The following is a 24,151-nucleotide window of genomic DNA, read 5'->3' on the forward strand; positions in this document are numbered from 1 at the left end:
TCCCCCTCGGGAATGCTCGCACGGAAGTCGGTGGCTGTCTCGTGACAACCGGACCCCATCCTCGCGCGTCCCCACTAGCGTGACGGTGGTGACCGAGCGGACGACCTGGACCGCGGACGAGGCGCTCGAGCAGCTGTACGCCGCGCACTGGCGTCAGCTGGTCCGGCTCTCGGTGCTGCTCGTGCGCGACACCGGCACCGCCGAGGAGGTCGTGCAGGACGCGTTCGTCGCGGTCCACGCCCGCTGGGGACGGCTGCGCGAGCCGGACCGGGCGCTCGCCTACCTGCGCCAGTCCGTCGTCAACCGGTCCCGATCGGCGCTGCGGCACCGGTCCGTCGTGGCCCGCCACCTCGCCCGGGCGCCCGACCCGCCCGAGGTTCCGGGCGCGGACGAGGGAACCCTCGACGCGGACCGCCGGGCCGGCGTACTCGACGCGCTGCGCGCGCTGCCGCGGCGCCAGCGCGAGGTGCTGGCGCTGCGCTACTACCTGGACCTGAGCGAGGCGGAGATCGCGCACACCCTCGGCATCTCGCCCGGATCCGTGAAGAGCCACGCGTCCCGAGGCGCGGCCGCCCTGCGCACGATGCTCCAGGACTCCCTGCACGGGGACCCGACGCTCGAGGAGGAGCAGTCATGACCGACCAGCTGCGGGACCTGCTCGACGACGCGGTCGCCGACGTCGAGCCGGCCGACCGGCTCGGCGAGATCCGGGCCCGGACCGCTCGGCCGCCGCGACGATCGTGGCGGTACGCCGTCGGCGGCGCCGTCCTCGCCACCGCCGCGACGGTGGCCGCGGTCGTCGTACTGACCGGGGACGCGGAGGGCCCGACTCCCCGACCGACGCAGGACCTGATGGCCGCACCGTCCGCCCTGCCGGGCGAGCCGGAAGTCCGAACCCTGGCTGTGCCGGTCTACTTCGTCGGGGACAGCCCGGCCGGGCCGCGCCTGTTCCGCGAGTTCCGTCGGGTCCCGGAGTTCGACCCGGCCTCGGCCGCCGCCGCCCTGGTGGGCAGCGGCGACGCGCTCGATGCCGACTACCGCACCCTCTGGCCGGCCGGCTGGGGGGCGTGGCACGTCGACATCGGCGACGACGGCAGATTCGCGGTGCCGCTCCCCGACGCGACCTGGACCGAGCGGCCCGCCGGGATGAGCGCCGAGGAGGCCGAACTGGCCGTCCAGCAGCTGGTCCGCACCCTCCAGGGGAGCACCTCCAGCCCGGCGGCCGTGGCCTTCTCCCTGGGCGGCCGGCCCGCACCGATCCTCGGGATCCAGACGACCGCGGCGGGGCTGACGGCCGCTCCGGGCCTCGACCAGCTGTCCCTGGTGAGCATCAGCGACCCGACCGAGGGCCGCGTCACCGACGGCACGTTCAGTGCCCGCGGGGTCGCCAGCGCACCGGAGGGCAACGTCGTGCTGTCGCTGGAGCGGGACGGCGAGACGGTCTGGGAGCAGCCGGTCGTGGCCGAGGGCGTCCACGCCGACCGGCTCTCGGCGTGGTCGCTCGAGGACATCGACGTCGCCGGCTTCGAGCCCGGTCGCTACACGTTCGTCGCGACCGTCGAGGGACCCGGTCCCGAGAACCAGCCCCCCGAGCTCTGGACCGACACGCGGTCCCTGATCGTCGGGTAGGTCCGACGTGTTCACGACCGATCGACCAGGATGGGTGTCATGACCGCACTTCCCCGCCGTACCCGCGTCGCCGCCCTCGCGCTCACCGCTGCCCTGGGCACCGTCCTGAGCGGCTGCGGCTCCGACGACGGCTCCGAGGACCCCGTCGCCACCGACCCCGTCGACAGCAGCACCGAGGCGACCCCCGGCGACCCGGAGACCGGCTCGGCGACCGAGTCGGCCCCGCCCAGCGGCGAGGTGACGGTGCCGGTCTACTTCGTCGGCGACACCCCGCAGGGCGCCCGGCTGTTCCGGGAGTTCCGCAAGGTCGCGTCCGACAACCCGCTCGAGGAGGCGGCCGCCCTGGTGGCCGCCGGTGACGCCCTCGACCCGGACTACCGCACGGCGTACCCCTCGGGCTCCTTCGCGAGCATCGAGTACGCCGACGGCGGCTTCCGCGTCGAGCTCCCCGACGACGCGTGGACGACCACGACCGGCCAGGACAGCTCCGAGGAGGCCACCCTCGCCGTGCAGCAGCTGGTCTACACGCTGCAGGGCGTCCAGCAGGACCGCGCTCCGGTCACCGTCTTCGTCGGCGACTCCCCCGCCACGCTCTTCGGCGTCGACACCGCCGGTGGGGTGAGCGCCGAGCCCCCGCTCGACGTCCTCGGTCTGGTCAGCGTCACCTCGCCCGAGGAGGGCGCCACCGTCCCCGACACCTTCACCGCCAGCGGGGTCGCCAGCTCGTTCGAGGCGACCGTGCCGTGGGAGATCCGGCAGGGCGACAAGGTCGTCCTCGACGGCTTCGCCACCGCGGAGGGCTGGATGGACAAGCTCTACCCGTGGGAGACCGAGGTCGACGTCTCCGGCCTCGCCCCCGGTGAGTACACCTTCGTCGCGCTCACCGACGACCCGTCCGGCGGCGCCGAGGGTGCCGGACCGCACCAGGACAGCAAGGCGATCGTCGTCGAGTAGCTGCACATCGACATCGACTCGGAGCCTCCGGCGTGCGTGGTGCGCCGGAGGCTCCGCTTTCCGCCCATCCGTCCTATCGTGCCGCCATGAGGCTGAGCCGCCGACGGTTGAACCGCACCCTGCTCCGGCGCCAGCACCTGCTGGCCCGCACCGACACCTCGGTCGCGGAGCTGGCGGGTCACCTGGTCGGGCTGCAGGCGCCGGAGAACCTCCCGCCGTACCTCTCCCTGCACGCCCGCCTGGCGAGCTTCGATCCCGAGGACGTCACGCGGGGCCTGGAGGAGCGGAGCCTGGTGCGCCTGCTCACGATGCGCGGGACGATCCACCTCCTCCCGGCGGCCGACGCCCGGCCGCTGCGGGCCTGGACCCAGGCGCGGATGGAGCAGGAGCTGCGCTCCAGCCAGAACGTGCGCGGCGCCACCGACGTGGACCGGGAGGCGTTCGACGCGGCCCTGCGGTCAGCCCTGGCCGACGGCCCGCTGACCCAGAAGGCACTGGGACAACGGCTCGCGGAGACCTTCGTGGACCGACCCGCGACGGCGCTGGGGCAGGTCGCACGGCTGACCGCGCCGCTGGTCCAGGTGCCTCCACGCGGCTGTTGGAAGCAGACGGGCGGCGTGTCTACCAGTACGCCGACGCGTGGCTGGGCGGCCCGGCCCCGGACCCCGACCTACCCGAGATCGTGCGGCGCTACCTGCGCGCCTTCGGCCCGGCGACGGCCGCCGACGTGACCGCCTGGTCGGCCATCACCCGGCTCGGGCCGGTCCTGGCCGCGATGGAGGACCTGGTGCGTCACGAGGACGAGGACGGCCGCACCCTGTACGACGTACCCGAGGCCGTCGTCGCCGACGAGGACGAGCCGGCGCCGGTGCGCCTGCTGGGCTGCTACGACAACGTCTGGCTCTCGCACGCCCGGCGCGACCGGGTCACCGATCCCGAGAAGCGGAGCGCCTGGATGGGCGTCAACGGCGGCACCGCGAACGCGCTCTTCGTCGACGGCTGGCTCGAGGGTCTGTGGCGGGTCGTGGACGGCCGCGTCGAGGTCGTCGAGTCCCTCCGCCCGCTGACGAGGGCCGAGCGCGACGACCTGGCGTCCGAGTCGGCGCGGGTCGAGGAGCTGCTGGCGCGTTAGGGCTTGTCAACCCCAGCGCGGGGTCCGCGCGAGCAGCGCGGCGACGGCGACGACGCCCGCGGTGGAGGTGCGCAGCACCTCGGCACCGAGCCGCACCGACGTCGCCCCGGCGGCGACGAGGGCCGCGACCTCGTCGTCGGCGAGCCCGCCCTCCGGGCCGACCACGACCAGCACCGACCCGTCGGCGGGGACGGCCAGCGAGGTCAGCGGCACGGTGGCCGCCTCGTGCAGGACGACCGCGAGCGAGGCCGAGGCCACGAGCGCGACGACGTCGGCGGTCGACGCCAGCGGGTCGACCTCGGGGAACCAGGACCGGCGGGCCTGCTTGGCCGCCTCCCGGGCCGTCGAGCGCCAGCGAGCGAGGGACTTCTCGGCCCGCTCGCCCTTCCAGACGGCCACGCTTCGCGACGCCGCCCACGGGACCACGCGCGCGACCCCGACCTCGGTCAGCACCTCGACCGCCAGCTCGCCCCGGTCGCCCTTGGGCAGCGCCTGGACGACCGTGATCGCCGGCGCCGGGGCCGGGGCCGTCTCCACGGAGGTCACGGTCACCGAGAACACCCGCTTGCCGGTCGCCCCCACCTCGGCCACGACCGAGGTGCCGCGCCCGTCGGTGAGTACGACGGCCTCGCCGACCCGCAGCCGTCGTACCGCGACGGCGTGGTGCGCCTCGTCGCCGTCGACCGTCACCGACGAGCCGACGCAGACGCCGTCGAGCGACGGCACGAGGTGGACCGGGAGCGACATCTCGGTGCGGGTCGTCAGTGCGTGTTGAACGCGTCGCGGAGCCGCCCGAAGACGGACTTCGAGCCGGGCCGGACCTGGCCGGTCGGCTCCTCCTCGCCCCGGATCGCGGCGAGCTCGCGGAGCAGCTCCTCCTGGCGCGGGTCGAGCTTGGTCGGCGTCTCGACCGCGATGGTGACGATCAGGTCGCCGCGCCCGCCGCGCAGGCCGGGGACGCCCCGGGCCCGGAGCATCTGCTGGGTGCCGGACTGGGTGCCGGGGCGCACCTCGAGGTCGAAGCTCGTCTCGACCCCCGAGTCGGCACCCTGCTCGACGTCGGCCTCCAGCGTGGGCAGGACCAGCGTGGTCCCCAGCGCGGCGGCCGACATCGGCACGGTCACGGTGCAGTGCAGGTCGTTGCCCTGGCGGGTGAAGACGTCGTGGGCCGCGACGTGGATCTCGACGTACAGGTCGCCGGCCGGGCCGCCGCCGGGGCCGACCTCGCCCTGCTCCGACAGCTGGACCCGGGTGCCGGTGTCGACGCCCGCCGGGATCTTGACCGTCAGCGACCGGCGCGAGCGCACCCGGCCGTCGCCGGAGCACTCCCGGCACGGCTCGGGGATGACGGTGCCGAGGCCGCGGCAGGCCGCGCACGGGCGGAGGGTGCGGATCTCGCCGAGGAAGGAGCGCTGGACGTGGGCGACCTCGCCCTGGCCGCGACAGGTCTCGCACGGCACGGCGTGCGTGCCCGGAGCGGCGCCCTCGCCGTGGCAGGTGCCGCAGAGGACGGCGGTGTCGACGGTCAGCTCCCGGGTCACCCCGAAGGCCGCCTCGGCCAGCTCCACCTCCAGGCGGATCAGCGCGTCCTGGCCGCGTCGGGTACGCGCCCGCGGACCACGTCCGCCGCCCGCCGCACCCGCGCCCTGGCCGCCGAAGAAGGCGTCCATGATGTCGGTGAACGAGAAGCCCGCACCCTGCCCGAAGCCGCCGGCGCCGCCGGCGAACGGGTCGCCGCCACGGTCGTACGACGCGCGCTTCTGCGGGTCGGAGAGCACCTCGTAGGCCCGGGTGACCTCCTTGAACTTCTCCTGGGTCTCCGGGTCCGGGTTGACGTCCGGGTGCAGCTGGCGGGCGAGGCGCCGGTAGGCCTTCTTGATGGCGTCGGCGTCCGCGTCGCGGGCGACACCGAGAAGCTCGTACAGGTCCTGACTCACGGATGGTTCCTTCTTGTCGTCTGTCGTACGGCGAGTGCGAGTGCGGGGGCTGAGCTGGTGCTAGCTCTCGTCAAGGATGCGCGAGACGTAGCGGGCGACCGCGCGCACGGCCGACATCGTCCCCGGGTAGTCCATGCGGGTGGGGCCCACGATGCCGAGCGTCGCGAGCGCCTCGTCGCGCGGGCCGTAGCCGGTGGCCACGACGCTCGTCGAGGCGAACTGTTCGTACGGCCCCTCGGCCCCGATGCGGACGGTCACCATCCCGCCGGTGCTGGCCTCGCCGAGCAGCTTCAGCAGCACCACGTGCTCCTCGAGTGCCTCCAGGAGCGGACGGACGGCGGAGTCGAAGGAGTCGCCGTACCGCGCCAGGTTGGCGGCGCCGCCGACGGCGATCCGCTGGTCCGAGCGGTGGTCGACCATGGCGTCGACGAGGACGTCCACCACGGCCGCCGTCGACCCGTCGTCGACCTCCGGGACCGCCGCACGCAGCAAGACCGCCGCCTCGGAGATGACCTCGCCGGTGGCGGCGCGGTTGACCCGGTTCCGCAGCTCGGCGAGCTCGGCGTCGCCCAGGTCGGCGCCGAGCTCGACGAGGCGCTGCTCGACGCGGCCGGTGCTGAGGATGAGGACCGCGAGCAGCCGGTTCGGGGCGAGCGGGACCAGCTCGATGTGGCGCACGGTCGAGCGGGAGAGCGTGGGGTACTGCACCACGGCCACCTGGCGGGTCAGCTGGGAGAGCATCCGCACCGAGCGCTGCACGACGTCGTCGAGGTCGACGGCGCCGTCGAGGAAGGTCGAGATCGCGCGCTTCTCGGCGGCGCTCATCGGCTTGACGGTGGTCAGTCGGTCGACGAAGAGCCGGTAGCCCTTGTCGGTCGGCACCCGCCCCGCGCTGGTGTGCGGCTGGGTGATGTAGCCCTCGTCCTCGAGCGCGGCCATGTCGTTGCGCACGGTGGCCGGCGAGACACCGAGACCGTGCCGCTCGACCAGCGCCTTCGAGCCGACGGGCTCCTCGGTGGAGACGTAGTCCTCGACGATCGCGCGCAGCACCGCGAGTCGACGCTCCTCCTGCATCTCGCCTCCTCCGCTGGCTGACCTGGCACTCGAATGTCCGGAGTGCCAACTCTACAAGGCGGTGCGGACCGAGCGTGGTTCGCGATCCGGACAGCGGCTTTCCGGGGCGTCCGACCGTCGCGTAGGTTAGCCTTGCCTAACTCACTCAGGAGGCGACATGACCGCGGACCCCACGACCCGCCCGCTGCTCGATCCGGCCGAGCTCGCGGCCGAGGCGCGCAGCATCCTCGCCTGCCCGGGCAGCGTCAGCCTGGTCGTCGACGGCCACCCGAGCGTGCTCGGTGACGACGCACTCGGGATGCAGGACGTGTACGGAACCCCGACGTTCTCCTGCCCGCCGGACAGCGAGCTCGCCGTGGCCGCTGCGCACCACCGCAGCGCCCTGATCACGGTCGAGAGCGGTCTCGGCCACCCGGGCTCCGAGGAGCGCGCCATGACCCTCACCCTGGCGGGCCGGGTGGAGACCCGCGGCGTCGAGGACTGCGCCTGCTGCGCGGAGACCCGCCACGTGGTCGTCCTCGAGCTCAACTTCGCGCTGCTGACCCGGCACGCCGCACCCGCCGCTGGTGACGAGCGGGAGCCCGACCAGCAGCTCCGGGTCCCGCTCGCGCACTTCCGCTCCCCCGCCCACCACCTCAACCGGGGCTACCTCCAGCACTCGGTCGAGCACGCCAACAGCTGCCACCAGGAGGAGCTGCGCCGGGCGGTGTCGACCACGACCGGGACCCCGATGGGCCGACTGCTCGGCGTCGCCCTCGCCGACCTCTCGCCGTCCGGCGTGCAGGTGCGCTGGATCGACGCCGAAGGCGCCCGGCACCTCGACGTCACCTTCCCCCGCGCCGCCCGGACCACCGCCGAGCTCGGCGAGATGCTGCGCCGCGAGCTGCACGCCGGGATCTGCTGAGGACCCCGATGGCCGCAGTGGCCTAGCCTGCCCGGGTGCCCTTCACCGAGGTCGCGGACCGGATCTGGGTCGCGCGCTACGACTGGTTCGACGTCAACGTGACGCTCGTCGGCGGCGCCGACGGGCTGCTCGTCGTCGACACGCACGCCTCGGCGCTCGCCGCGCGCGAGGTGGTCGAGGACATCCGCCGGCTCGGCACCGGGCGGGTCGTCGGCGTCGTGAACACCCACGAGCACTTCGACCACACCTTCGGCAACGGGGAGCTGCGCTCGGCGTACGGCGTCGTACCGATCCACGCGCACGAGACGGCCGCCGCCAACACCGTGGCGGCGGGCGAGCGGATCAAGGCGGCGTACGACGCCGATCCCGACGACCCGCACCGCGACGAGATCCGGGCGACCGAGATCGTGCCGGCCGACCACACGTTCTCCTCGGTGGTGGCGCTCGACCTCGGCGACCGGCTGGTCGAGCTGGTCCACCCCGGCCGGGGCCACACCGCCGGCGACCTGGTCGTACGGGTCCCCGACGCCGACACCCTGCTCGCCGGCGACCTGGTCGAGGAGTCCGGCCCGCCCGGCTTCGGCGGCGACTGCCACCCGCTGGAGTGGCCGCTGGCGCTCGACATCGTGCTCGGCCTGACGACCGGGTCGTCGGTCGTCGTACCCGGCCACGGGGCGCCGGTCGACCGCGACTTCGTCGAGGAGCAGCGCAACACGATCGGGATCGTCGCCGAGACCATCCGGCACCTGGCGACCACGGGCGTCCCGGTCCGCGACGCGCTGGCCGCCGCCGAGTGGCCCTACCCGCGCGAGCAGCTCGGCGAGGCCGTACGCCGGGGCTACGAGCAGCTGCCCCGCAGCCAGAAGCGGCTGCCGCTGATCTGAGCGGGTACCGGGCGGCATGAGCAACGCGGAGAACGAGAACGAGCCCGGCGTCCCCGACGAGGACCTGCCCGAGGACCTGGTGCCGAGCGACGACAACCCGTTGGCCGAGGGACTGGAGCCCGGCAGCACCGTCGAGGACCTCCTGACCGGCGGCAAGGCCGCCGAGCAGGAGGGCAAGGGCGAGCCGAAGCCGGGCGACGCCGCCGGCGAGGGCCGGCACCCGTCGGACACCTCACAGGAGGAGTGAGGCGGCGCGCCCTGCCGCGGACTGTCGGTCGCGCCGCCTAGCGTGGCGGGCATGGCTGACCGGTACGGCTCCGACGTCCTCTCGACCGACTGGCGCGCCCCCAAGCGCGGGCGTGCGGTCGAGGCGCCGGCCGACCTCGGCACGGTCGTCGAGGAGGTCACCACCGACTGGTGCGGCGAGATCGTCGCCGTCGACCGCGACCTGCACACCCTCACCCTGGAGGACCGGCGGGCCCGCCGGCGCACCTTCCCGCTCGGCCCCGGCTTCCTACTTGAGGGCCGCCCGGTGATCCTGGTCGCGCCCGTGCGTCAGAGTGCGCCGGCCAAGCCCACCCACACCGCATCCGGCTCGGTCGCTGTCCACGGTGCGAAGGCCCGGGTGGCGCGAGCCAGCCGGATCTTCGTCGAGGGCCGGCACGACGCCGAGCTGGTCGAGAAGGTCTGGGGCGACGACCTGCGCGTCGAGGGCGTCGTCGTGGAGTACCTCGACGGTGTCGACGACCTCGCCGAGCACCTGCGCGACTTCCGCCCCGGTCCCGATCGGCGGGTCGGCGTGCTGGTCGACCACCTGGTCCCGGGCTCCAAGGAGAGCCGGATCGCCCAGGGCGTCGCGAAGTCCCCGGTCGGCAAGCACGTGCTGATCGTCGGCCACCCGTTCATCGACGTCTGGGCCGCGGTCAAGCCCGCCCGGGTCGGCCTCGAGCGGTGGCCCGACATCCCCCGCTCCATCGAGTGGAAGAGGGGCGTGTGCCAGCACCTGGGCTGGCCGCACCGCGACCAGGCCGACATCGCCCGCGCCTGGAAGCAGATCCTGGGCCGAGTCTCGTCGTACCACGACCTCGACCCGGCTCTCCTCGGCCGAGTCGAGGAGCTGATCGATTTCGTGACCAGCTCGGACTGAGCCTGCGAAGGACGAGCGTCAGGTCACGAGGTCGAGTAGACGGGCTCGGACCGAGCCTGCGAGGGCGGAGCCCGTGGTATCGAGACCCATCCGGTCTCGCGGACGCATCACGACCGCAGCATCAGACCCTGGGAGTCCTTGCTGTCCGAGGCCAGGATGATGATGCCGTCGATGACGGGCCACAGCGCGCCGATGCCGCAGGTGAAGATCGTGACCAGCAGCTGGGCCACCCCGATGCCGGTGTCGCCGAGGTAGAACCGGCCGATGCCCAGCGGCAGCAGGATCTGCAGCAGGCCGGCGACGATCTTGGACTTCTCGGAGTACGGCACGCCCGTCAGCGGGTGCACGCCGTACGGCGCGGCCGGCGAGGCGCCGTACGGCATTCCGGGGAAGCCGGGGTAGGCCGGCTGCTGCTGGGTGTAGGGCGGCGGGGCGTACGGCGGCTGGCTGTACGCCGGCTGGTCGGCCGACGGAGGCGGCGGAGGCTGCTCGCCGTACGGGCGACTCCCGTAGGGCTGGGTGGGCTCGTCGCCCGAGGGCTCCTGCGAGGCGGGGTACTCAGGTCCCTGGGTCATGCGAGCAGCCTAGTGCCGCTCAGGGCAGCAGGGCGCGCACGACGGCGTCGGCGAGCAGCCGGCCGCGGGGGGTGAGCACCAGCCGCTCGACCTCGAGGGTGAGCAGCCCGTCGCCGACCAGGCCGGCCACCGCGGCCCGGCCCGCGCGGTCGAGCACGGCCACCGGCAGCCCGTCGCGCAGTCGCAGCTCCAGGAGCACCTGCTCCACCCGCCGGTCCTCCTCGCTCAGCAGCTCCCGGGCGTGGGCGGGGCTGCGAGCGGCGGCCAGCCGGTCGGCGTACGCGGCCGGGTGCTTGACGTTCCACCAGCGCACCCCGCCGACGTGCGAGTGCGCCCCGGGGCCGACGCCCCACCAGTCGCCGCCGGTCCAGTACAGGAGGTTGTGGCGGCAGCGGGTGTCCGGACCGGTCGACCAGTTCGACACCTCGTACCAGCCGAGCCCGGCGGCCCCGAACCGCTCGTCGGCCAGCTGGTACTTGTCGGCCAGGTCGTCCTCGTCGGGCATCGGCAGCTCGCCGCGCCGCACCCGACGAGCGAGGGCCGTGCCCTCCTCGACGATGAGGGAGTACGCCGAGACATGGTCCGGCGCGCAGGCCAGGGCCGCCTCGACGGAGGTCTCCCAGTCGGCGATGCTCTCCCCCGGCGTCCCGTAGATCAGGTCGAGACTGATCTGCTCGAAGCCGGCCGCGCGGGCCCACTCGACCGCCGCGGGCACCCGAAGCGGGTCGTGGGTGCGCTCGAGCACCTTCAGCACGTGGTCGACCGCGGACTGCATGCCGAAGGAGATCCGGTTGATGCCGACCGAGCGCAGCTCCTCCAGGTCCCACAGCGCGACGCTGTCGGGGTTGGACTCGGTGGTGACCTCGACGTCGTCGGCCAGCCCGAACTCGCCGGCGATCGCGGCCACCACCGACCCGAGGTCGGCCGGGCTGAGCAGCGTCGGAGTGCCGCCGCCGAAGAAGATCGTCGAGACGGGAAGGTCGACGTCGCCCAGGGCGGCGCGGGCCCGGCGTACCTCTGCGATCGCGGCCTCGGCGTACGTCGCACGCGAGGCGCCCGGAGCTCCGCCGACCGGTCCGAGCTCCTCGACGGTGTAGGTGTTGAAGTCGCAGTAGCCGCACCGCACCGTGCAGAACGGCACGTGCACGTAGAAGCCGAACGGTCGCCGTCCGAGCTCCGCGAGGGCGGTCTCGGGAAGGGCCCCGTCCTCCGGGACGGGGTCTCCGGCGGGCAGGGCGGACGGCATCCGCCCATCATCCCCCAGGGTGGGGCGACCGGTCAGATCGGGACGTTGAGGGTGAGCGTGTAGCCCTGCGCCACCGAGCCGGTCGCCTTGGCCATCTGCAGGGAGTAGCCGTCGGAGAAGATGCCGTCGCTCTCGAGCGGGGTCTGCTCCATGTTGGTGGCGCTCTGCTCGTAGCCCTCGGTCGCGTACACGGCGCCGCAGACGTCCTCGGGGATCGCGAGCTGGGAGGTGCGCAGCTTGTTGGTGTACGTCGTGGCGTCCGCGAGGCTCTGGTAGACCTCGAAGTGCATGTGCGGCCAGCGGCCGGAGTAGGCCGCGGGGAAGATCGTGGTGAACTCCACCAGGCCGGCGGCGTCGGTCTCCTGGACGCCGCGCAGGTAGTTCTCGTCGGCGATCGCCTCGGAGTACAGGGAGTAGTTGCCGTCCCGGTCGCAGTGCCACAGGTAGACCGCCGCGCCGGCGAGCACCGTGATGTCGTCGCCGTTGAGGTCGTGGACCTTCAGCCGCACCGTGGTCGGGACACCCTGGGCCACGCCGGAGGCGTCGCCGAAGCTGGTGGTGAGGTCGCTGCGGACGATGCCGGACTCGCTCAGCACGTTCGGACCGTTGGAGCCGTCACCCGGGTAGGGCCCGGCGGTCTCCTCGGGGATCTCGCCGTCGGCGACCTCGACGTCGGACTCGGCGCCCATCGGACCGCCGCCGGGCGGGGCACCGCCGGGCGGTGCTCCGCCGGGACCCCCGGAGGGAGCGGCGCCGGGGGGCGAGCTGATCGTCGTACCGCCGTCCGAGGAGCAGGCCGCGAGCACGGCCGCGGCCCCGACGCCGCCGAAGATCGAGAGCATCCCGCGCCGGCCCAACCGGTTGCGCTCGACGATCCGGGGCAGGTCGTGGGAGAGGCCGAGGTCGTGGTCCTCGAGCTCGCCGTCGTGGCCGTGGCTGTGGTCGTGGTGGTTCATGAGGACATCGAAGCTCGGGAGTCTGTGCGTCCCCTGTGCATGCCGCGTGAGGACCCGGTGGCCGAGCAGGAAGGACGAGGTCCTGACGTTGTCGAGCCCCCCAGCCGACCCGCGACGGTGGCCCTGTCCCCGATCAGTGAAAGTCGCGCGAGCGGTGCCGGGCCCGCAGCGCTCGGCCGGCGTCGGGGTCGACCTCCTCGAGGGTGCCGAGCCGGTCGGCGAGCAGGTTGGTGGCTCCGTCCTCGTGCTCGACCACGCCGCGGATGACCATCCCGGCCGCCGTGGTGGCGACCTCGCGGTAGCGCCGCCACACCCCGACGGTGCAGATGACGTTGAGCATCCCGGTCTCGTCCTCGAGGTTGAGGAAGGTGACCCCGCCGGCGGTGCCGGGCCGCTGCCGGTGGGTGATCATCCCCGCGACGCTGACCCGCCGGCCCGACCCGACCTCCGCCAGGTCGGTGACCGTCCGGATCCCGCCGGCCCGCAGCCGGTCGCGCAGGTGGACGAACGGGTGCGCCTCGGGAGTCATCCCGGTGGCCCAGAGGTCGGCCATCGTGGTCTCGACGGCGTCCATCTCGGGCAGCATCGGCGCCTCGGCGGTCAGCTGCAGCCCCTCCAGCTGGTCGTCGCGCTCGGTCCAGCCGGCGTTCCACAGCGCCCGCCGTCGACTCAGCCCGGCGCTCTCGAACACCCCGGCGGTGGCCAGCGCCTCCAGCTGCCGGGCGTCGAGCCCGGCCCGGCGGGACAGGTCGAGCTGGTCGGCGAAGGGCCGATCGGCACGAGCGGCGACGATCCGCTCCGCGACGGCGGTGCCGATGCCGCGCACGGAGTCCAGCCCGAGGCGGACGGCGTACGAGGTGTCTCGGCGGTGGGCGGGCGTCGGGTCGGGCGTGCCCTCGACGAACTCGGTGCGCTCGGGGTGGTCCTCGAGGCACTCCGTCAGCCCGGTGGAGCCGGGTGCGGCACCCGGCAGCAGCTCCAGGTCGGCGGTGGCGGCGGAGCTGGCCAGGTCGGGTCGGAGCACGCTGACGCCGTGCCGGCGCGCGTCGCCGACCAGCGACTGCGGGGAGTAGAAGCCCATCGGCTGCGCGCGCAGCAGCGCGGCCAGGAACGCGCCGGGGTAGTGCAGCTTGAACCACGAGCTCGCGTAGACCAGCTTGGCGAAGGACAGCGAGTGGCTCTCGGCGAAGCCGAAGTTCGCGAAGGACAGGATCTTCAGGTAGATCGAGTCGGCGTCCTCGCCGTGGATCCCGCGGCGGGCCATGCCGGCGTACAGCTTCTCCTTGATGCTCTCGATCCGTTCCACCCCGCGCTTGGAGCCCATCGCCCGACGCAGCAGGTCGGCCTCGTCGGGGGTGCAGTCGCCGATGGCCTTGGCCATGTCCATCAGCTGCTCCTGGAAGAGCGGGACGCCGAGGGTGCGCTCCAGCACCGGGACCAGGTCCTCGTGGGGGTAGGTGATCGGCTCGCGGCCGGTGGCGCGGCGGATGTAGGGGTGCACGGCACCGCCCTGGATCGGGCCGGGCCGGATCAGCGCGATCTCGATGGCCAGGTCGTAGAAGGTGCGCGGCCGGAGCCGCGGCAGGGTGCCGATCTGGGCCCGGCTCTCGACCTGGAAGACCCCGATCGAGTCGGCCCGGCAGAGCATGTCGAAGACTGCCGGCTCCTCCTTCGGGATCGTGCTCAGCTCCCACGGCTCGCCCAGGTGGGTCTCCGAGATCCGCATCATGTGGTCGAGCGCCGAGAGCATCCCGAGGCCGAGCAGGTCGAACTTCACCAGCCCCATGAACTCGCAGGCGTCCTTGTCCCACTGCAGCACCGTGCGCTTGTCCATCCGGGCCCGCTCGATCGGGCACACCTCGCCGATCGGCCGCTCGGTGAGCACCATGCCCCCGGAGTGGATGCCGAGGTGGCGAGGGGCGCCGAGCAGGTCGTTGGCGAGGGCGACCACCTGCTCGGGTACGTCGTCACCCGCGGTGACCTCGGTCCAGGAGCTGACCTGCTTGGACCAGGCGTCCTGCTGCCCGGGCGCGTGACCGAGCGCCTTCGCGGCGTCGCGGATCGCCATCTTGGGGCGGTAGCCGATCACGTTGGCGACCTGGGCGGCGTTGTGGCGCCCGTAGGTGTCGTAGACCCACTGGATCACCTCCTCACGACGGTCGGAGTCGAAGTCGACGTCGATGTCCGGCTCCTCGTCGCGATGGGAGGAGATGAACCGCTCGAACGGCAGCCGGTAGAAGACCGGGTCGATCGCGGTGATGCCGAGGGCGTAGCAGACCGCCGAGCTCGCCGCACTCCCCCGGCCCTGACAGAGGATCCTCTGCGAGCGTGCGAACTCGACGATGTCGTGGACGATCACGAAGTAGCCGGCGAAGTCCTTGCGCTCGATGACGGTCAGCTCGTGCTCGACCTTGGTCCGGGCGTCCGCCTCGTGCGGGGTGCCGGCGTACCGCTCGGCGAAGCCGCGCTCGGTCAGCTCCCGCAGTCGGCTCATCGGCGTGTGCCCCTCGGGGATCCCGTTCTTGGGCAGCCTCGGGGTGGCCTTCTGCAGGTCGAACGCACACTCGTCGGCGAGTACGACGCTGCGCGCGACGGCACCGGGATGCCGGGCGAAGCGGCGGGCCATCTCGTCGCCGGAGCGCAGGCTGGCCGCTCCCGAGGGGCGCAGCCAGCCGTCCATCTCCGCCAGGCTGCGCCGGGCCCGTACGGCGGCCATCGCGGCAGCGGTTCGGTGCCCCTCCGGGGTCGCGTGGTGGACGTTGTTGGTGGCCACCACCGGCAGCCCGCGCTCGGCGGCGACCGCGGCCAGCAGGTCGTTGTGCCGGGAGTCGAGCGGGAAGCTGTGGTCGGTCAGCTCCACCGCGACGTGCTCGGCACCGAACCGGCCGGTGAGCGCGTCGACCTCGGCCGCGGCGGCCCGGGAGCCGTGGGCCGTCAGCGCCTGGCGGACCGTGCCCTTGCGACAGCCGGTCAGCACCAACCAATGGCCGTCGTGGGGACCGCCGGCCCGCTCGGCGAGCTCGTCGAGGTCATAGAGCGGCCGGCCCTTCTCGTCGCCGCGCAGCTGGGCGTCGGTGATCGCCGCGGCGAGCCGGTGGTAGCCCTCCACCCCGCGGGCCAGCACCAGCAGGTGGCTGCCCTCCGGGTCGGGCACGCCCAGCTGCGGCTTGCTGAGCCCCAGCGAGAGCTCGGCACCGTAGACCGTGCGCAGGTCGTGCAGCTGGGCGGTCTCGGCGAACAGCGGGGCGCCGTAGAAGCCGTCGTGGTCGGTGATCGCCAACGCGTGCAGGCCGAGTCGAGCCGCCTCGATCACCAGGTGGTCCGGCCCGCTGGCCCCGTCCAGGAAGCTGAAGCTGCTGTGGCAGTGCAGCTCGGCGTACGGCGTGAGCGGGCCGGACGGGCGCGTGACGACGACCTGCTCCCGGCGGTGCTTGCGCGTCGAGATCGGGGCCTCGGGAACGCTCGGGCGCGGCCGTCCCGAGAGCCGCGCCTCCAGCTCGCCCCAGGACATGTTGGCGGGGTTGTTCCAGCCCATCAGTCGCTCTGCTCACTCATAGGCCGCCTCTGTCCACCAGACGTTGCCGTCGAGTGTGAGCAGCCAGGCCCGGCCGTCGACGCCGACCAGCTGGAACCGGGCCACCCGTCGACCGCCGGACTCCCACCACTGTTCCTCGACGACCCACGGTCCTGCCCAGGCGGCGACCGGCTGCCGGTCCTCGTCGGGGCCCGGGCAGAACCGGGCCGGCTCGCCGGTCAGGGCGCCGCGGTCGTCGAGCGCGACCGGCCGGCCGGCGCGGTCGGCGACCTCGGCCGCCCAGGGCGTGCGCAGCACGCGGGACGGCGCGGGCGGCGGCAGGCTGCCGGGCCACGGCGGCCCGGTCGGGCGGAGCCCGGTCGCCCGTTCCCCCCAGGGCACCCAGGCCTGCCGGTCGGCCGGGCCGCGGCCGCCCTGCAGCACCGGGACGACGACGGAGTCGTGGCCGAGCATCCCCTGCACGCGCGCGATGCCCCGCTCGACCCGCTCGTCGGTGCCGCCCCAGAGCACGTCGGCGTGCACGGCGTCGGGGACGACGGTCTCGGGGACGAACCGGACCCGCTCGATCGGCGAGCGCACCTCGCCGGCCCGGAAGCTGCCGCCCAGCTGCCAGTGCAGCCGGTCGACCAGGTCGGAGGCGGTGAAGAACCGGGGGTGCAGCCAGGTGCGGGCCGAGGCCGGCCGGCCCTGCGGGTCCTCGCCCTCGCAGCGGGCCTCGATCCGCACCTCGGTGCAGACCAGGCCCTGCCGGGCGATGCCCGCCACGAACGCCTCGGCGGTACGACGGGCACTGAAGACGATCGTCTCGGCGGAGTCCAGCGGCGGCTCGAAGTCGACGTGACGCTCGAGCTCGGGGGGCGGGGTGCGGGTCGGGAGGTGGACCGAGCCGCCACCGGCGACCACCCGGTGCACCCAGGCGACGTGGCTGCCGAACCGGTCGCGGACGTCGGCCGCCCGCAGCCGGGCCAGGTCGCCCAGGGTGCGCAGGCCGAGCCGGCGGAGCAGGCTCACCGCGTCGGGCTCGTCGAGGACGTCGACGGGCAGCGCACGCAGGAACTCCGCCGACCCGCCCGCGGGCACCACCAGGCTCTCCTGCGATCCCGCCCGCCGCGCCGCCTGCTCGGCGGTGAACAGCTCGTCGGCCACCCCTGCGCGACTGTCCCAGACCCCGAGGGCGACCAGCCGCTCGGCGAGCACCGCCCCCGCCTCCGCCTCGCCGCCGTAGAACCGGCCGGGCGAGCGCAGCGCGACCAGCCCCGGCCGCAGCGGCGCGATCCCGGGCCGGATCTCCTCGACCGCGACCAGCACGTCCTCGAAGGCGCGCGCGTCGCGCTCCGGCGACGCGGGGAGTACGGCGAGCTCGGGGCACCGGGCCTGCGCGTCGCGCCGGCGCATCCCCCGTCGTACGCCCAGGGCGCGGGCGGGCTCGTTGCAGGCCTGGACCAGGTTGGCGTGGAAGACCGCCGCCGGCAGCTTGCCGGGCAGCCCGGCCTCGGTGGCCGCGGCCACCACCGGCCAGTCGGGGCACCACACGACCAGCACCCGGCCGAGCATCAGCCCGCCTCCCTGCTGTCGGGAGCGGCATTGCGAGCGGCCGTGATCGGGACCGCCTCCGGCGTCGCCCGTCGTACGCCGGCCGCGGGGTCGGGCAGCCAGAGGTCGGTGCCCCGCGCCGGGGCGGTCCCGCGCCGCACCGTGACCGCGACCCGACGCGCCCGGAGGTGGCCGTGCCCCTGGCCGAGCCCCGACCAGGCCGGCTCCTCGACGCCGATCCGGGCCTCGCTGCGCGGCCAGTCGCCCTGGACCAGCAGCACCGCGGAGCGCTTGCGAAGCCGGGCTCCCAACCGCTCGGCGACCGACGGGGCGACCCGCCCGCCCGGCCGGAGCAGCACCACGGGCGTGACGTCGACGAGGGCGGCGGTGACCTCCAGCCACTGCTCCCCCGGCTCGGGCACCAGCACGGTGCGGGCGAGCTCGACCCCGGTCTCGGCCGCGGCCTCGGCCCCGAAGTCGGGGATCCCGACGACGGCGCACCACTCCCCGGCCCGCGACGGCCCGGCCAGCAGCGCCATCGCCAGGCCCAGTCCGTCGACCTCGTAGCTGGCACCGGCGTACAGCTGGACCACCCCGGAGAGCGCCGGGTGCATCGACACCGGCACCCGCGGCATCCCCCCGGCCATCCGCTGCATCCGCTCGCGGAGCACCGCCAGATCAGGGGGCTGATCGGGGCTCAGCGAGGCGGCGGCTGCGGACACACCCCATCATCGAACACCTGTTCGAAGGAGTCAATCCGGTCGCCATCAGTGAACGCCGAGTCAGCAGAAGTAGTGCCGACTCGGCCCACTGTTTCTGCTGACTCGGCGTTCAGGCAACCGTCACCACCTACTGCTGCGCGAGCAGCCCGGACAACCGCGAGCGAAGCGAGCTCCTCGCCTTCTCAGGAGGTGTACAGCGCCGCGATCCGGTCGGAGTTGTTGCCCTCGACGATGTTGCGCTTGACCTTCATCGACGGCGTGAGCTCGCCGGACTCGATGGTGAGGTCGTGGTCGAGGATCTCCCACTTCTTGATGGTCTCCCAGCGGTTGAGCTTGGCGTTGAGCTCGTCGACGTACCCGGCGACCATCGCCTTGACCGCGTCGGAGGACACGATGTCGGTGTACGACGCGCCGGCCATGCCGTTCTCCTCGGCCCAACCCGCCATCGCGTCCGGGTCGAGGGTGACCAGGGCGACGACGAAGTTGCGCTCGCTGCCGAAGACCATGAACTGGCTGGTGTAGGGACAGATCGCCTTGAACTTCGACTCGATCGCCGAGGGGGCGATGTACTTGCCGCCGGAGGTCTTGAACAGGTCCTTGATCCGGCCGGTGATGGTCAGGAACCCGTCGGCGTCGAGGCTGCCCTTGTCGCCCGTGCGCAGCCAGCCGTCCTCGGTGAACGCCTTCGCGGTCTCCTCGGGCAGGTTGTGGTAGCCCTCCATGATGTGCGGCCCGCGCAGCTGCACCTCGTCGCCCTCGCCGATCCGCACCTCCGCACCCGGCAGGGCGGGACCGACCGTCCCGATCTTGTACTGGTCGGGGTGGTTGACCGTGGCGCCCGCGGCGTTCTCGGTCATGCCGTAGCCCTCGAGGATGAGGATGCCGGCGGCGTGGAACCACTCCGCGATCTCGGAGTTCAGCGCCGCCGACCCGGAGATGAAGAACCGCACCCGGCCGCCGAACCGGTCGCGCACCTTGCTGAAGACCAGCTTGTCGAACAGCCCGTGCTGCAGGTTGAGCAGGAGCGGGACGCTCTTGCCCTCGCGCTTGAGCTTGTCGACCTTGATGCCGACCTCGAAGGCCTTGAGGAACAGCTTCTCCTTGATGCCGCCCTCGGCCGCCTGCATGGTGACGATCCGGCCGTGGGCCTTCTCGAAGATGCGGGGCGCGGCTCCCATGAAGGTCGGCTTCACGATGCCGACGTTCTCGATGATCTTGTCGACGCGACCGTCGATCGCGGTCGCGAAGCCGCAGGCCAGCTGGGCGGAGAGCAGCACCTTGCCGAAGGAGTGCGCCATCGGCAGCCACAGGAACTGCAGGTCGTCCTCGTGCAGGATGTGCTGCGCCTCGATCGCCGCGCCCTCGTAGACCCACGAGCTGTGCTTGAGCCGGACGCCCTTGGGCTTGCCCGTGGTCCCGGAGGTGTAGATCAGCGTCGCGAGCTGCTCGGGTGCGATCGACTTCGCCGTCTGCTCGATCACGTCGGGGTGCTCGGCGAGGTAGGCGTCGCCGAGCTCGGCCAGCGCGTCCAGGCTGATCACCCAGTCGCCGTCGGCGGTCCCGTCGAAGGTGACGACCTTCAGCACGTGGGGCAGCTCGTTCTTGTGCTCACGGAGCTTGGCGACCTGCTCGTCGTCCTCGGCGAACACGACCCGGCACTCGGAGTCGGCGAGGATGTACGTCGTGTCCTCGCCGTTCGTCGTCGGGTAGACGGTGGTGGTGGCAGCTCCGCCGCACATCACCGCCAGGTCGGCGAGGATCCACTCGTAGCGGGTCCCGGACACGATGCCGACCCGCTGCTCGGACTCGATCCCGAGCGAGAGCAGCCCGGCGGCGAGCCGCGAGACGAGGTCTCCGGCCTGCTGCCAGGTCACGGACTCCCAGGCCTCGCCGCGCGGGAACCGGAAGGCCTCGTTGCCGGGCGACGCCGCCACCCGGTTGAGGAACTGCACGGCCACATTGGGCTCGAGATGGTCGACGAAGCTCGTGTCATGATTCGCGGGCATGTCACTCCTGCAGTGGATGGCGGAGGGAGGCTGGCGGTCCCCGGCACCCTCCCAAGCGCGGCTATTGCGGAGTAACCTACGTCACTCGCAACTCGCGGGTAACCCGATCACCCGAGCGTGTCCGGAATCGTGACCCGACGTTGGCCCGTCCGGCCGTCGCGGCTTCGTCCCCGGCGATCCGCCAATCACTCCTGGACGGCCTTGGCGACCGTGACGCAGGTCGTCAGCCACGCGCGGTCCGGCGCGTCGGGGTGGTCCTCGAGCTCCCAGAGCGCGTTGTGGAGCATCCGGACCACCACCCAGTCCCGGGCCCGGTCCTCGTCGAGGCCCGCGGCGTCGACCACGGCCTGGAAGCGCCGACGCATCCCGCCCCGGACATCGCCCTCGAGCTCGGCCCAGCGGTTCCACAGCATCGGGGCCACCTCGTAGTGCGGGTCGCCGCTGACCGGCTTGGGGTCGATCACGAGCCACGGCTCCCGGTCGCCGGCGAGCACGTTCTCGTAGTGCAGGTCGGTGTGCACCAGCGTCCCGGTGCTGGCCGGGTCCGCGACCAGGTCGCGTCCCAGGGAGACCGCCTGCTCGACCATCCGGTGCGGGACCGGCGCGTCCCGGGGCAGCTCGGCGAGCCGGTCGGTCCAGCGCCCGACGTACGACGTCAGCAGCCGCAGCTGGGGCGGTGCGGGCACGTGCAGCCGACCGTAGAGACCGCCGACGATCTCGCAGGCCTCGAGGTCCCAGACCTCGGTGAGGTCGCGCTGGTGCAGCCGCTCGAGGAGCAGCAGCCGGCGCCCGGGATCTGCGCGGAGCAGCCGCACGGCACCGTTGCCACCGAGGCGCTGCAGGGCCAGCGCCTCGTGCTCCTCCTCGTCGCCGCCCGGGACCCCGGGGCAGACCAGCTTCAGCACGGCCGGGGTGCCGTCGCGGTCGCGGACCGGGAGCACCAGCGCGGTCCAGCCGTGCATCGGCTCGCCGTCGCCGGTCAGCTCCCACTCGGCCAGCACGTCGTCGACGAGCCGGGGCAGTCGCTCGACCCAGGCCGCCCACGCCGGACCCCGGGCGGCGAAACCGAGCACGAACGTGGGGAGGCGCACAGGCACCCGGTCATCCTGGCAGGGCCGAAAGGGTTTCCGAACCGCCCCCCACGGGGCATGACTCCCCTGTCGCCGCTGACCAGGTACTGGGGGGTCCCGCAATGCGCGCACGTGCTCTTGATCTATTTCCGCCGCTCGGCAGCATCCGTCCGCTGCTCGTCCTGGTGGATCCACTCGCCGTCGCACTGGTCGCGCTGGCGCTCCGGCCCGACCGCGCGCCGCTGGTGGTGCTGGCGGGCGCGGTGGCCGCGGTGCTCACGGCCGCCGGCGCGGGCCTGCACCGCTCCCGCCTGGTGCTGTCGGTCATCGAGGACGTCCCGAAGGTGGCCGTCGCGGCCGCGGTCGCGACGACCGCGGTGGTGGCGCTCGACCCGCGTCGTCCCGAGGCGCTGCCGACCGCGCTGGAGATGGCGGCGACGGCCGGGGCCGCGTTCGTGGCGATGGTCGTGCTGCGGACCGCCGTCTACGCGCTCGCCCATGCCCGACGGCGCAGCGGTCGCAGCGCGCACCCGGCGATCGTCGTGGGCGCCGGGACGGTCGGGGTCCGGCTCGCCGAGACCTTCCTGGCCCGGCCGCAGCACGGTCTGTACCCGGTCGGGATCATCGACTCCGCCCCGGAGATCGACCCCCGTGACCTGCCGGTCCCCTACCTCGGGAGCATCGACCGGCTCGAGGCGGCGATGGCCGACCTGGGCGTCCACGACGTCGTCTTCGCCTTCCCCGGCCAGCCCGACGCCCGGACGATCGACGTCGTACGCCGCTGCCTGGAGCAGGACTACCAGGTCTTCGTCGTGCCGCGGTTCTTCGAGATGATGGGCCTCGACCACCACCGCCGGGTCGAGGTGGTCGGCGACGTCGCCGTGATGCGGCTGCGCCGCTGGGGAATGCGCCCCCTCACCCTGCTCGCGAAGCGGACCCTCGACGTCAGCGTGTCGGGCCTCGCGCTGCTGCTGCTCGCCCCGGTACTGCTCGTGTGCGCCCTGGCCGTCCGGCTGGAGACCGGGCCGGGGATCATCTTCAAGCAGCTCCGCATCGGCCGGCACGGCCGGCCCTTCCAGCTCTACAAGTTCCGCTCGCTCAAGCCCGCCTCCGAGGAGGAGAGCGCGACGGCCTGGTCGATCGACCACGACGCGCGGCTGGGCCGGGTCGGCCGGTTCCTGCGTCGGACCAGCCTCGACGAGCTCCCCCAGCTGGTGAACGTCCTGCGCGGCGACATGAGCCTGGTCGGCCCTCGCCCCGAGCGGCCGTTCTTCGTGCGGGAGTTCGCCCGCACGCACGAGCGGTACGACGACCGGCACCGGGTCGCCGCCGGCCTCACCGGGTGGGCCCAGGTCAACGACCTGCGCGGCGACACCCCGATCGACGCGCGGGTCCGCTTCGACAACCACTACATCGAGAACTGGTCGCTGTGGACGGACGTCAAGATCCTGCTCCGCACCGCCCGCACCCTGGCCCGGCCCGCACCGGGTGGCGACCGGCCGCTCGCCCTGCTGCCCGCCGCGCCCGACGCCGGGCCCGGCGCCCCCCGGCCGATCCCCGGACCCACCGTCGCCCCGCAGGTCCTCCACGTCTCCATGCCCACCACCGAGGGGGTGGCCACCGTGCTGGTGGGCTACGTGCGCGACCAGGTCGCCCGAGGCTGGACCGTGACCGTGGCCTGTCCCGCGGACGGCTGGCTGGCCGACGCCGCCCACGACGCCGGGGCCCGGGTCGTGCGGTGGGAGGCCCGACGCAGTCCCGGACCCACCCTGCCCGCCGAGGTACGCCGGCTGCGGCGGATCGTGCGCCAGGTCCGTCCGGACGTGGTCCACCTCCACAGCGCGAAGGCGGGACTCGCCGGCCGGCTGGCGTTGCGCGGCCGGGTGCCGACGATGTTCCAGCCGCACGCCTGGTCGTTCGAAGCCGCGCGCGGCCCGATGCGCAGGGCCGCCATCCGCTGGGAGCGGTACGCCCAGCGCTGGACCACCGAGCTGGTGTGCGTGAGCCGGGGCGAGCAGATCGTCGGCGAGAAGCACGGCATCATGGTCTCGGCCGCCGTCGCCCACAACGGCGTCGACCTGGAGCACTTCCGCCCGAGGAGCGACGCGGCGCGTCGTGCCGCCCGCCGCCGGCTCGGCCTGCCCGACGTACCGACCGTCGTGTGCGTCGGCCGCCTGTCACCGCAGAAGGGCCAGGCCGATCTGCTCGACGCGTGGTCCCGGGTGCTCGAGCGGGTGCCCGCCGCCCAGCTCGTGCTCGTCGGCGACGGGCCCGACCGCGCCGTCCTGCAGGAGCGGGCGGCGGTCGACGACAGCGTCCTGCTCGTCGGGCGGCGCGGGGACGTCGACGAGTGGCTCGCCGCCGCCGACGTTGTCGCCGCGCCGTCGCACTGGGAGGGCATGGCCGTGGCCCCGATCGAGGCGATGGCAGCGGGTCGGAGCGTCGTGGCGACCCAGGCCACGGGGATGCTCGACAGCGTCCCGCGGGGCGCCGGTGCCCTGGTCGACGTCGGTGACGTCCGCGAGCTCGCCGACAGCATCGCCGCCCGCCTCGTCGACCCGGCCGGGACGACCGCGGAGGGGGCGGTGGGCCGCGCCCACGTCGAGGCCCACCACGACGAGCGCGCCTCGGCCCGCGAGATCGCCCGGCAGACGATGCGTCACTTCCGCAACGCCCGCGGCGAGGGCGACGTCCTGGTCGCCCTCCAGCCCCTCGCCATGACCGGCCGGGCGCCCGAGCTCCTGCCGGCGTCGTCCCGCCCCGGCGAGCTCGGGCGACCGCGCCAGGCACGCGTGCTCGCCGCGGCGGTCCCGGAGGCCTGAGCCCGGGCGGGCCGGGTCAGGCTCC

Annotated in this window: 19 protein-coding genes and 1 pseudogene; 9 read left to right on the top strand and 11 right to left on the bottom strand. The window is 73.6% G+C overall.

Annotated features, from left to right (window positions below; translation table 11 throughout):
* Positions 1 to 88 precede the first annotated feature (88 nt).
* The 4 genes and pseudogenes from MUB56_RS22010 (at position 89) to MUB56_RS22025 (ending at position 3,715) form a co-directional block, all read left to right on the top strand.
* Complete coding sequence (locus MUB56_RS22010; protein WP_244929149.1) at positions 89 to 637, top strand: SigE family RNA polymerase sigma factor; 549 nt, start codon at positions 89 to 91, stop codon at positions 635 to 637.
* Positions 634 to 1,629: a Gmad2 immunoglobulin-like domain-containing protein gene (locus MUB56_RS22015; RefSeq protein WP_244929150.1), complete on the top strand. Its 996-nt coding sequence runs from the start codon at positions 634 to 636 to the stop codon at positions 1,627 to 1,629. The genes MUB56_RS22010 and MUB56_RS22015 overlap by 4 nt, the downstream gene beginning before the upstream one ends.
* Positions 1,630 to 1,668: 39 nt before the next feature.
* A complete protein-coding gene (locus tag MUB56_RS22020) occupies positions 1,669 to 2,583 on the top strand; it encodes a Gmad2 immunoglobulin-like domain-containing protein (protein WP_244929151.1) in 915 nt (304 codons plus the stop codon).
* Positions 2,584 to 2,669: 86 nt separating this feature from the next.
* Positions 2,670 to 3,715: pseudogene (locus MUB56_RS22025) on the top strand (winged helix DNA-binding domain-containing protein).
* Positions 3,716 to 3,721: 6 nt separating this feature from the next.
* Here MUB56_RS22025 and MUB56_RS22030 read toward each other — a convergent pair.
* Genes MUB56_RS22030 through hrcA form a run of 3 tightly spaced genes read right to left on the bottom strand, consistent with a single transcriptional unit; the run spans position 3,722 to position 6,726 of the window.
* Entirely contained in the window at positions 3,722 to 4,462 is a 741-nt protein-coding gene (locus MUB56_RS22030) for a 16S rRNA (uracil(1498)-N(3))-methyltransferase (RefSeq protein ID WP_244929152.1), read from the bottom strand.
* Positions 4,463 to 4,476: 14 nt separating this feature from the next.
* The gene (dnaJ, locus tag MUB56_RS22035) at positions 4,477 to 5,652 is read right to left on the bottom strand and encodes a molecular chaperone DnaJ (protein WP_244929153.1); all 1,176 of its coding nucleotides are present in this window, start codon (positions 5,650 to 5,652) and stop codon (positions 4,477 to 4,479) included.
* A 60-nt stretch (positions 5,653 to 5,712) separates the two neighbouring features.
* Entirely contained in the window at positions 5,713 to 6,726 is a 1,014-nt protein-coding gene (gene hrcA / locus MUB56_RS22040; protein ID WP_244929154.1) for a heat-inducible transcriptional repressor HrcA, read from the bottom strand.
* Between the two features lie 157 nt (positions 6,727 to 6,883).
* On the opposite strand from hrcA, the gene MUB56_RS22045 reads away from it, so the two are divergent.
* From MUB56_RS22045 to MUB56_RS22060, 4 genes are read left to right on the top strand one after another with little or no spacing between them, the layout of a single operon-like run.
* The gene (locus tag MUB56_RS22045; RefSeq protein WP_244929155.1) at positions 6,884 to 7,630 is read left to right on the top strand and encodes a hypothetical protein; all 747 of its coding nucleotides are present in this window, start codon (positions 6,884 to 6,886) and stop codon (positions 7,628 to 7,630) included.
* Positions 7,631 to 7,665: 35 nt separating this feature from the next.
* Positions 7,666 to 8,514: an MBL fold metallo-hydrolase gene (locus tag MUB56_RS22050; RefSeq protein ID WP_244929156.1), complete on the top strand. Its 849-nt coding sequence runs from the start codon at positions 7,666 to 7,668 to the stop codon at positions 8,512 to 8,514.
* A 16-nt stretch (positions 8,515 to 8,530) separates the two neighbouring features.
* Positions 8,531 to 8,761, top strand: a complete 231-nt coding sequence (locus MUB56_RS22055) for a hypothetical protein (protein ID WP_244929157.1) — start codon at positions 8,531 to 8,533, stop codon at positions 8,759 to 8,761.
* 51 nt (positions 8,762 to 8,812) lie between these two features.
* Positions 8,813 to 9,661: a DUF3097 domain-containing protein gene (locus MUB56_RS22060; protein WP_244929158.1), complete on the top strand. Its 849-nt coding sequence runs from the start codon at positions 8,813 to 8,815 to the stop codon at positions 9,659 to 9,661.
* Positions 9,662 to 9,768: 107 nt separating this feature from the next.
* Here the strand turns inward: MUB56_RS22060 and MUB56_RS22065 are convergent, their stop codons facing one another.
* The 8 genes from MUB56_RS22065 to MUB56_RS22100 form a co-directional block, all read right to left on the bottom strand.
* Positions 9,769 to 10,236 (bottom strand): TM2 domain-containing protein, encoded by a 468-nt coding sequence (locus tag MUB56_RS22065; protein WP_244929159.1) that lies wholly within the window; start codon positions 10,234 to 10,236, stop codon positions 9,769 to 9,771.
* 19 nt (positions 10,237 to 10,255) lie between these two features.
* Positions 10,256 to 11,482 carry a radical SAM family heme chaperone HemW gene (gene hemW / locus MUB56_RS22070; RefSeq protein ID WP_244929160.1) on the bottom strand — a complete coding sequence of 409 codons (1,227 nt, stop codon included), beginning with the start codon at positions 11,480 to 11,482 and terminating at the stop codon, positions 10,256 to 10,258.
* Between the two features lie 32 nt (positions 11,483 to 11,514).
* Positions 11,515 to 12,438, bottom strand: a complete 924-nt coding sequence (locus MUB56_RS22075) for a 3,4-dioxygenase subunit beta (protein WP_244929161.1) — start codon at positions 12,436 to 12,438, stop codon at positions 11,515 to 11,517.
* Between the two features lie 133 nt (positions 12,439 to 12,571).
* Positions 12,572 to 15,973, bottom strand: a complete 3,402-nt coding sequence (locus MUB56_RS22080; RefSeq protein WP_244929162.1) for an error-prone DNA polymerase — start codon at positions 15,971 to 15,973, stop codon at positions 12,572 to 12,574.
* A 12-nt stretch (positions 15,974 to 15,985) separates the two neighbouring features.
* Positions 15,986 to 17,527: a DNA polymerase Y family protein gene (locus tag MUB56_RS22085; protein WP_244929163.1), complete on the bottom strand. Its 1,542-nt coding sequence runs from the start codon at positions 17,525 to 17,527 to the stop codon at positions 15,986 to 15,988.
* On the bottom strand, positions 17,527 to 18,228 hold the full coding sequence (locus tag MUB56_RS22090) for a hypothetical protein (protein WP_244929164.1): 702 nt from the start codon (positions 18,226 to 18,228) through the stop codon (positions 17,527 to 17,529). Before MUB56_RS22090 ends, MUB56_RS22085 begins: the two co-directional genes overlap by 1 nt.
* Positions 18,229 to 18,410: 182 nt before the next feature.
* Entirely contained in the window at positions 18,411 to 20,234 is a 1,824-nt protein-coding gene (locus tag MUB56_RS22095) for an AMP-dependent synthetase/ligase (protein ID WP_244929165.1), read from the bottom strand.
* A 185-nt stretch (positions 20,235 to 20,419) separates the two neighbouring features.
* Entirely contained in the window at positions 20,420 to 21,331 is a 912-nt protein-coding gene (locus MUB56_RS22100) for an aminoglycoside phosphotransferase family protein (RefSeq protein WP_244929166.1), read from the bottom strand.
* Positions 21,332 to 21,426: 95 nt separating this feature from the next.
* On the opposite strand from MUB56_RS22100, the gene MUB56_RS22105 reads away from it, so the two are divergent.
* The gene (locus tag MUB56_RS22105) at positions 21,427 to 24,126 is read left to right on the top strand and encodes an exopolysaccharide biosynthesis polyprenyl glycosylphosphotransferase (RefSeq protein WP_244929167.1); all 2,700 of its coding nucleotides are present in this window, start codon (positions 21,427 to 21,429) and stop codon (positions 24,124 to 24,126) included.
* Positions 24,127 to 24,151 lie beyond the last annotated feature (25 nt).

The organism is Nocardioides sp. W7 (assembly GCF_022919075.1).
GTDB lineage: Bacteria > Actinomycetota > Actinomycetes > Propionibacteriales > Nocardioidaceae > Nocardioides.

Excerpts from the sequence above, each read along its gene's own strand:
- MUB56_RS22060 (WP_244929158.1), top strand. The coding sequence starts at position 8,813 with ATGGCTGACCGGTACGGCTCCGACGTCCTCTCGACCGACTGGCGCGCC.
- MUB56_RS22020 (WP_244929151.1), top strand. The coding sequence starts at position 1,669 with ATGACCGCACTTCCCCGCCGTACCCGCGTCGCCGCCCTCGCGCTCACC.
- hemW (WP_244929160.1), bottom strand. The coding sequence starts at position 11,482 with ATGCCGTCCGCCCTGCCCGCCGGAGACCCCGTCCCGGAGGACGGGGCC.
- MUB56_RS22105 (WP_244929167.1), top strand. The coding sequence starts at position 21,427 with ATGCGCGCACGTGCTCTTGATCTATTTCCGCCGCTCGGCAGCATCCGT.
- MUB56_RS22095 (WP_244929165.1), bottom strand. The coding sequence starts at position 20,234 with ATGCCCGCGAATCATGACACGAGCTTCGTCGACCATCTCGAGCCCAAT.
- MUB56_RS22015 (WP_244929150.1), top strand. The coding sequence starts at position 634 with ATGACCGACCAGCTGCGGGACCTGCTCGACGACGCGGTCGCCGACGTC.
- MUB56_RS22075 (WP_244929161.1), bottom strand. The coding sequence starts at position 12,438 with ATGAACCACCACGACCACAGCCACGGCCACGACGGCGAGCTCGAGGAC.
- MUB56_RS22085 (WP_244929163.1), bottom strand. The coding sequence starts at position 17,527 with ATGCTCGGCCGGGTGCTGGTCGTGTGGTGCCCCGACTGGCCGGTGGTG.
- hrcA (WP_244929154.1), bottom strand. The coding sequence starts at position 6,726 with ATGCAGGAGGAGCGTCGACTCGCGGTGCTGCGCGCGATCGTCGAGGAC.
- MUB56_RS22055 (WP_244929157.1), top strand. The coding sequence starts at position 8,531 with ATGAGCAACGCGGAGAACGAGAACGAGCCCGGCGTCCCCGACGAGGAC.
- MUB56_RS22030 (WP_244929152.1), bottom strand. The coding sequence starts at position 4,462 with ATGTCGCTCCCGGTCCACCTCGTGCCGTCGCTCGACGGCGTCTGCGTC.
- MUB56_RS22045 (WP_244929155.1), top strand. The coding sequence starts at position 6,884 with ATGACCGCGGACCCCACGACCCGCCCGCTGCTCGATCCGGCCGAGCTC.
- MUB56_RS22080 (WP_244929162.1), bottom strand. The coding sequence starts at position 15,973 with ATGGGCTGGAACAACCCCGCCAACATGTCCTGGGGCGAGCTGGAGGCG.
- MUB56_RS22065 (WP_244929159.1), bottom strand. The coding sequence starts at position 10,236 with ATGACCCAGGGACCTGAGTACCCCGCCTCGCAGGAGCCCTCGGGCGAC.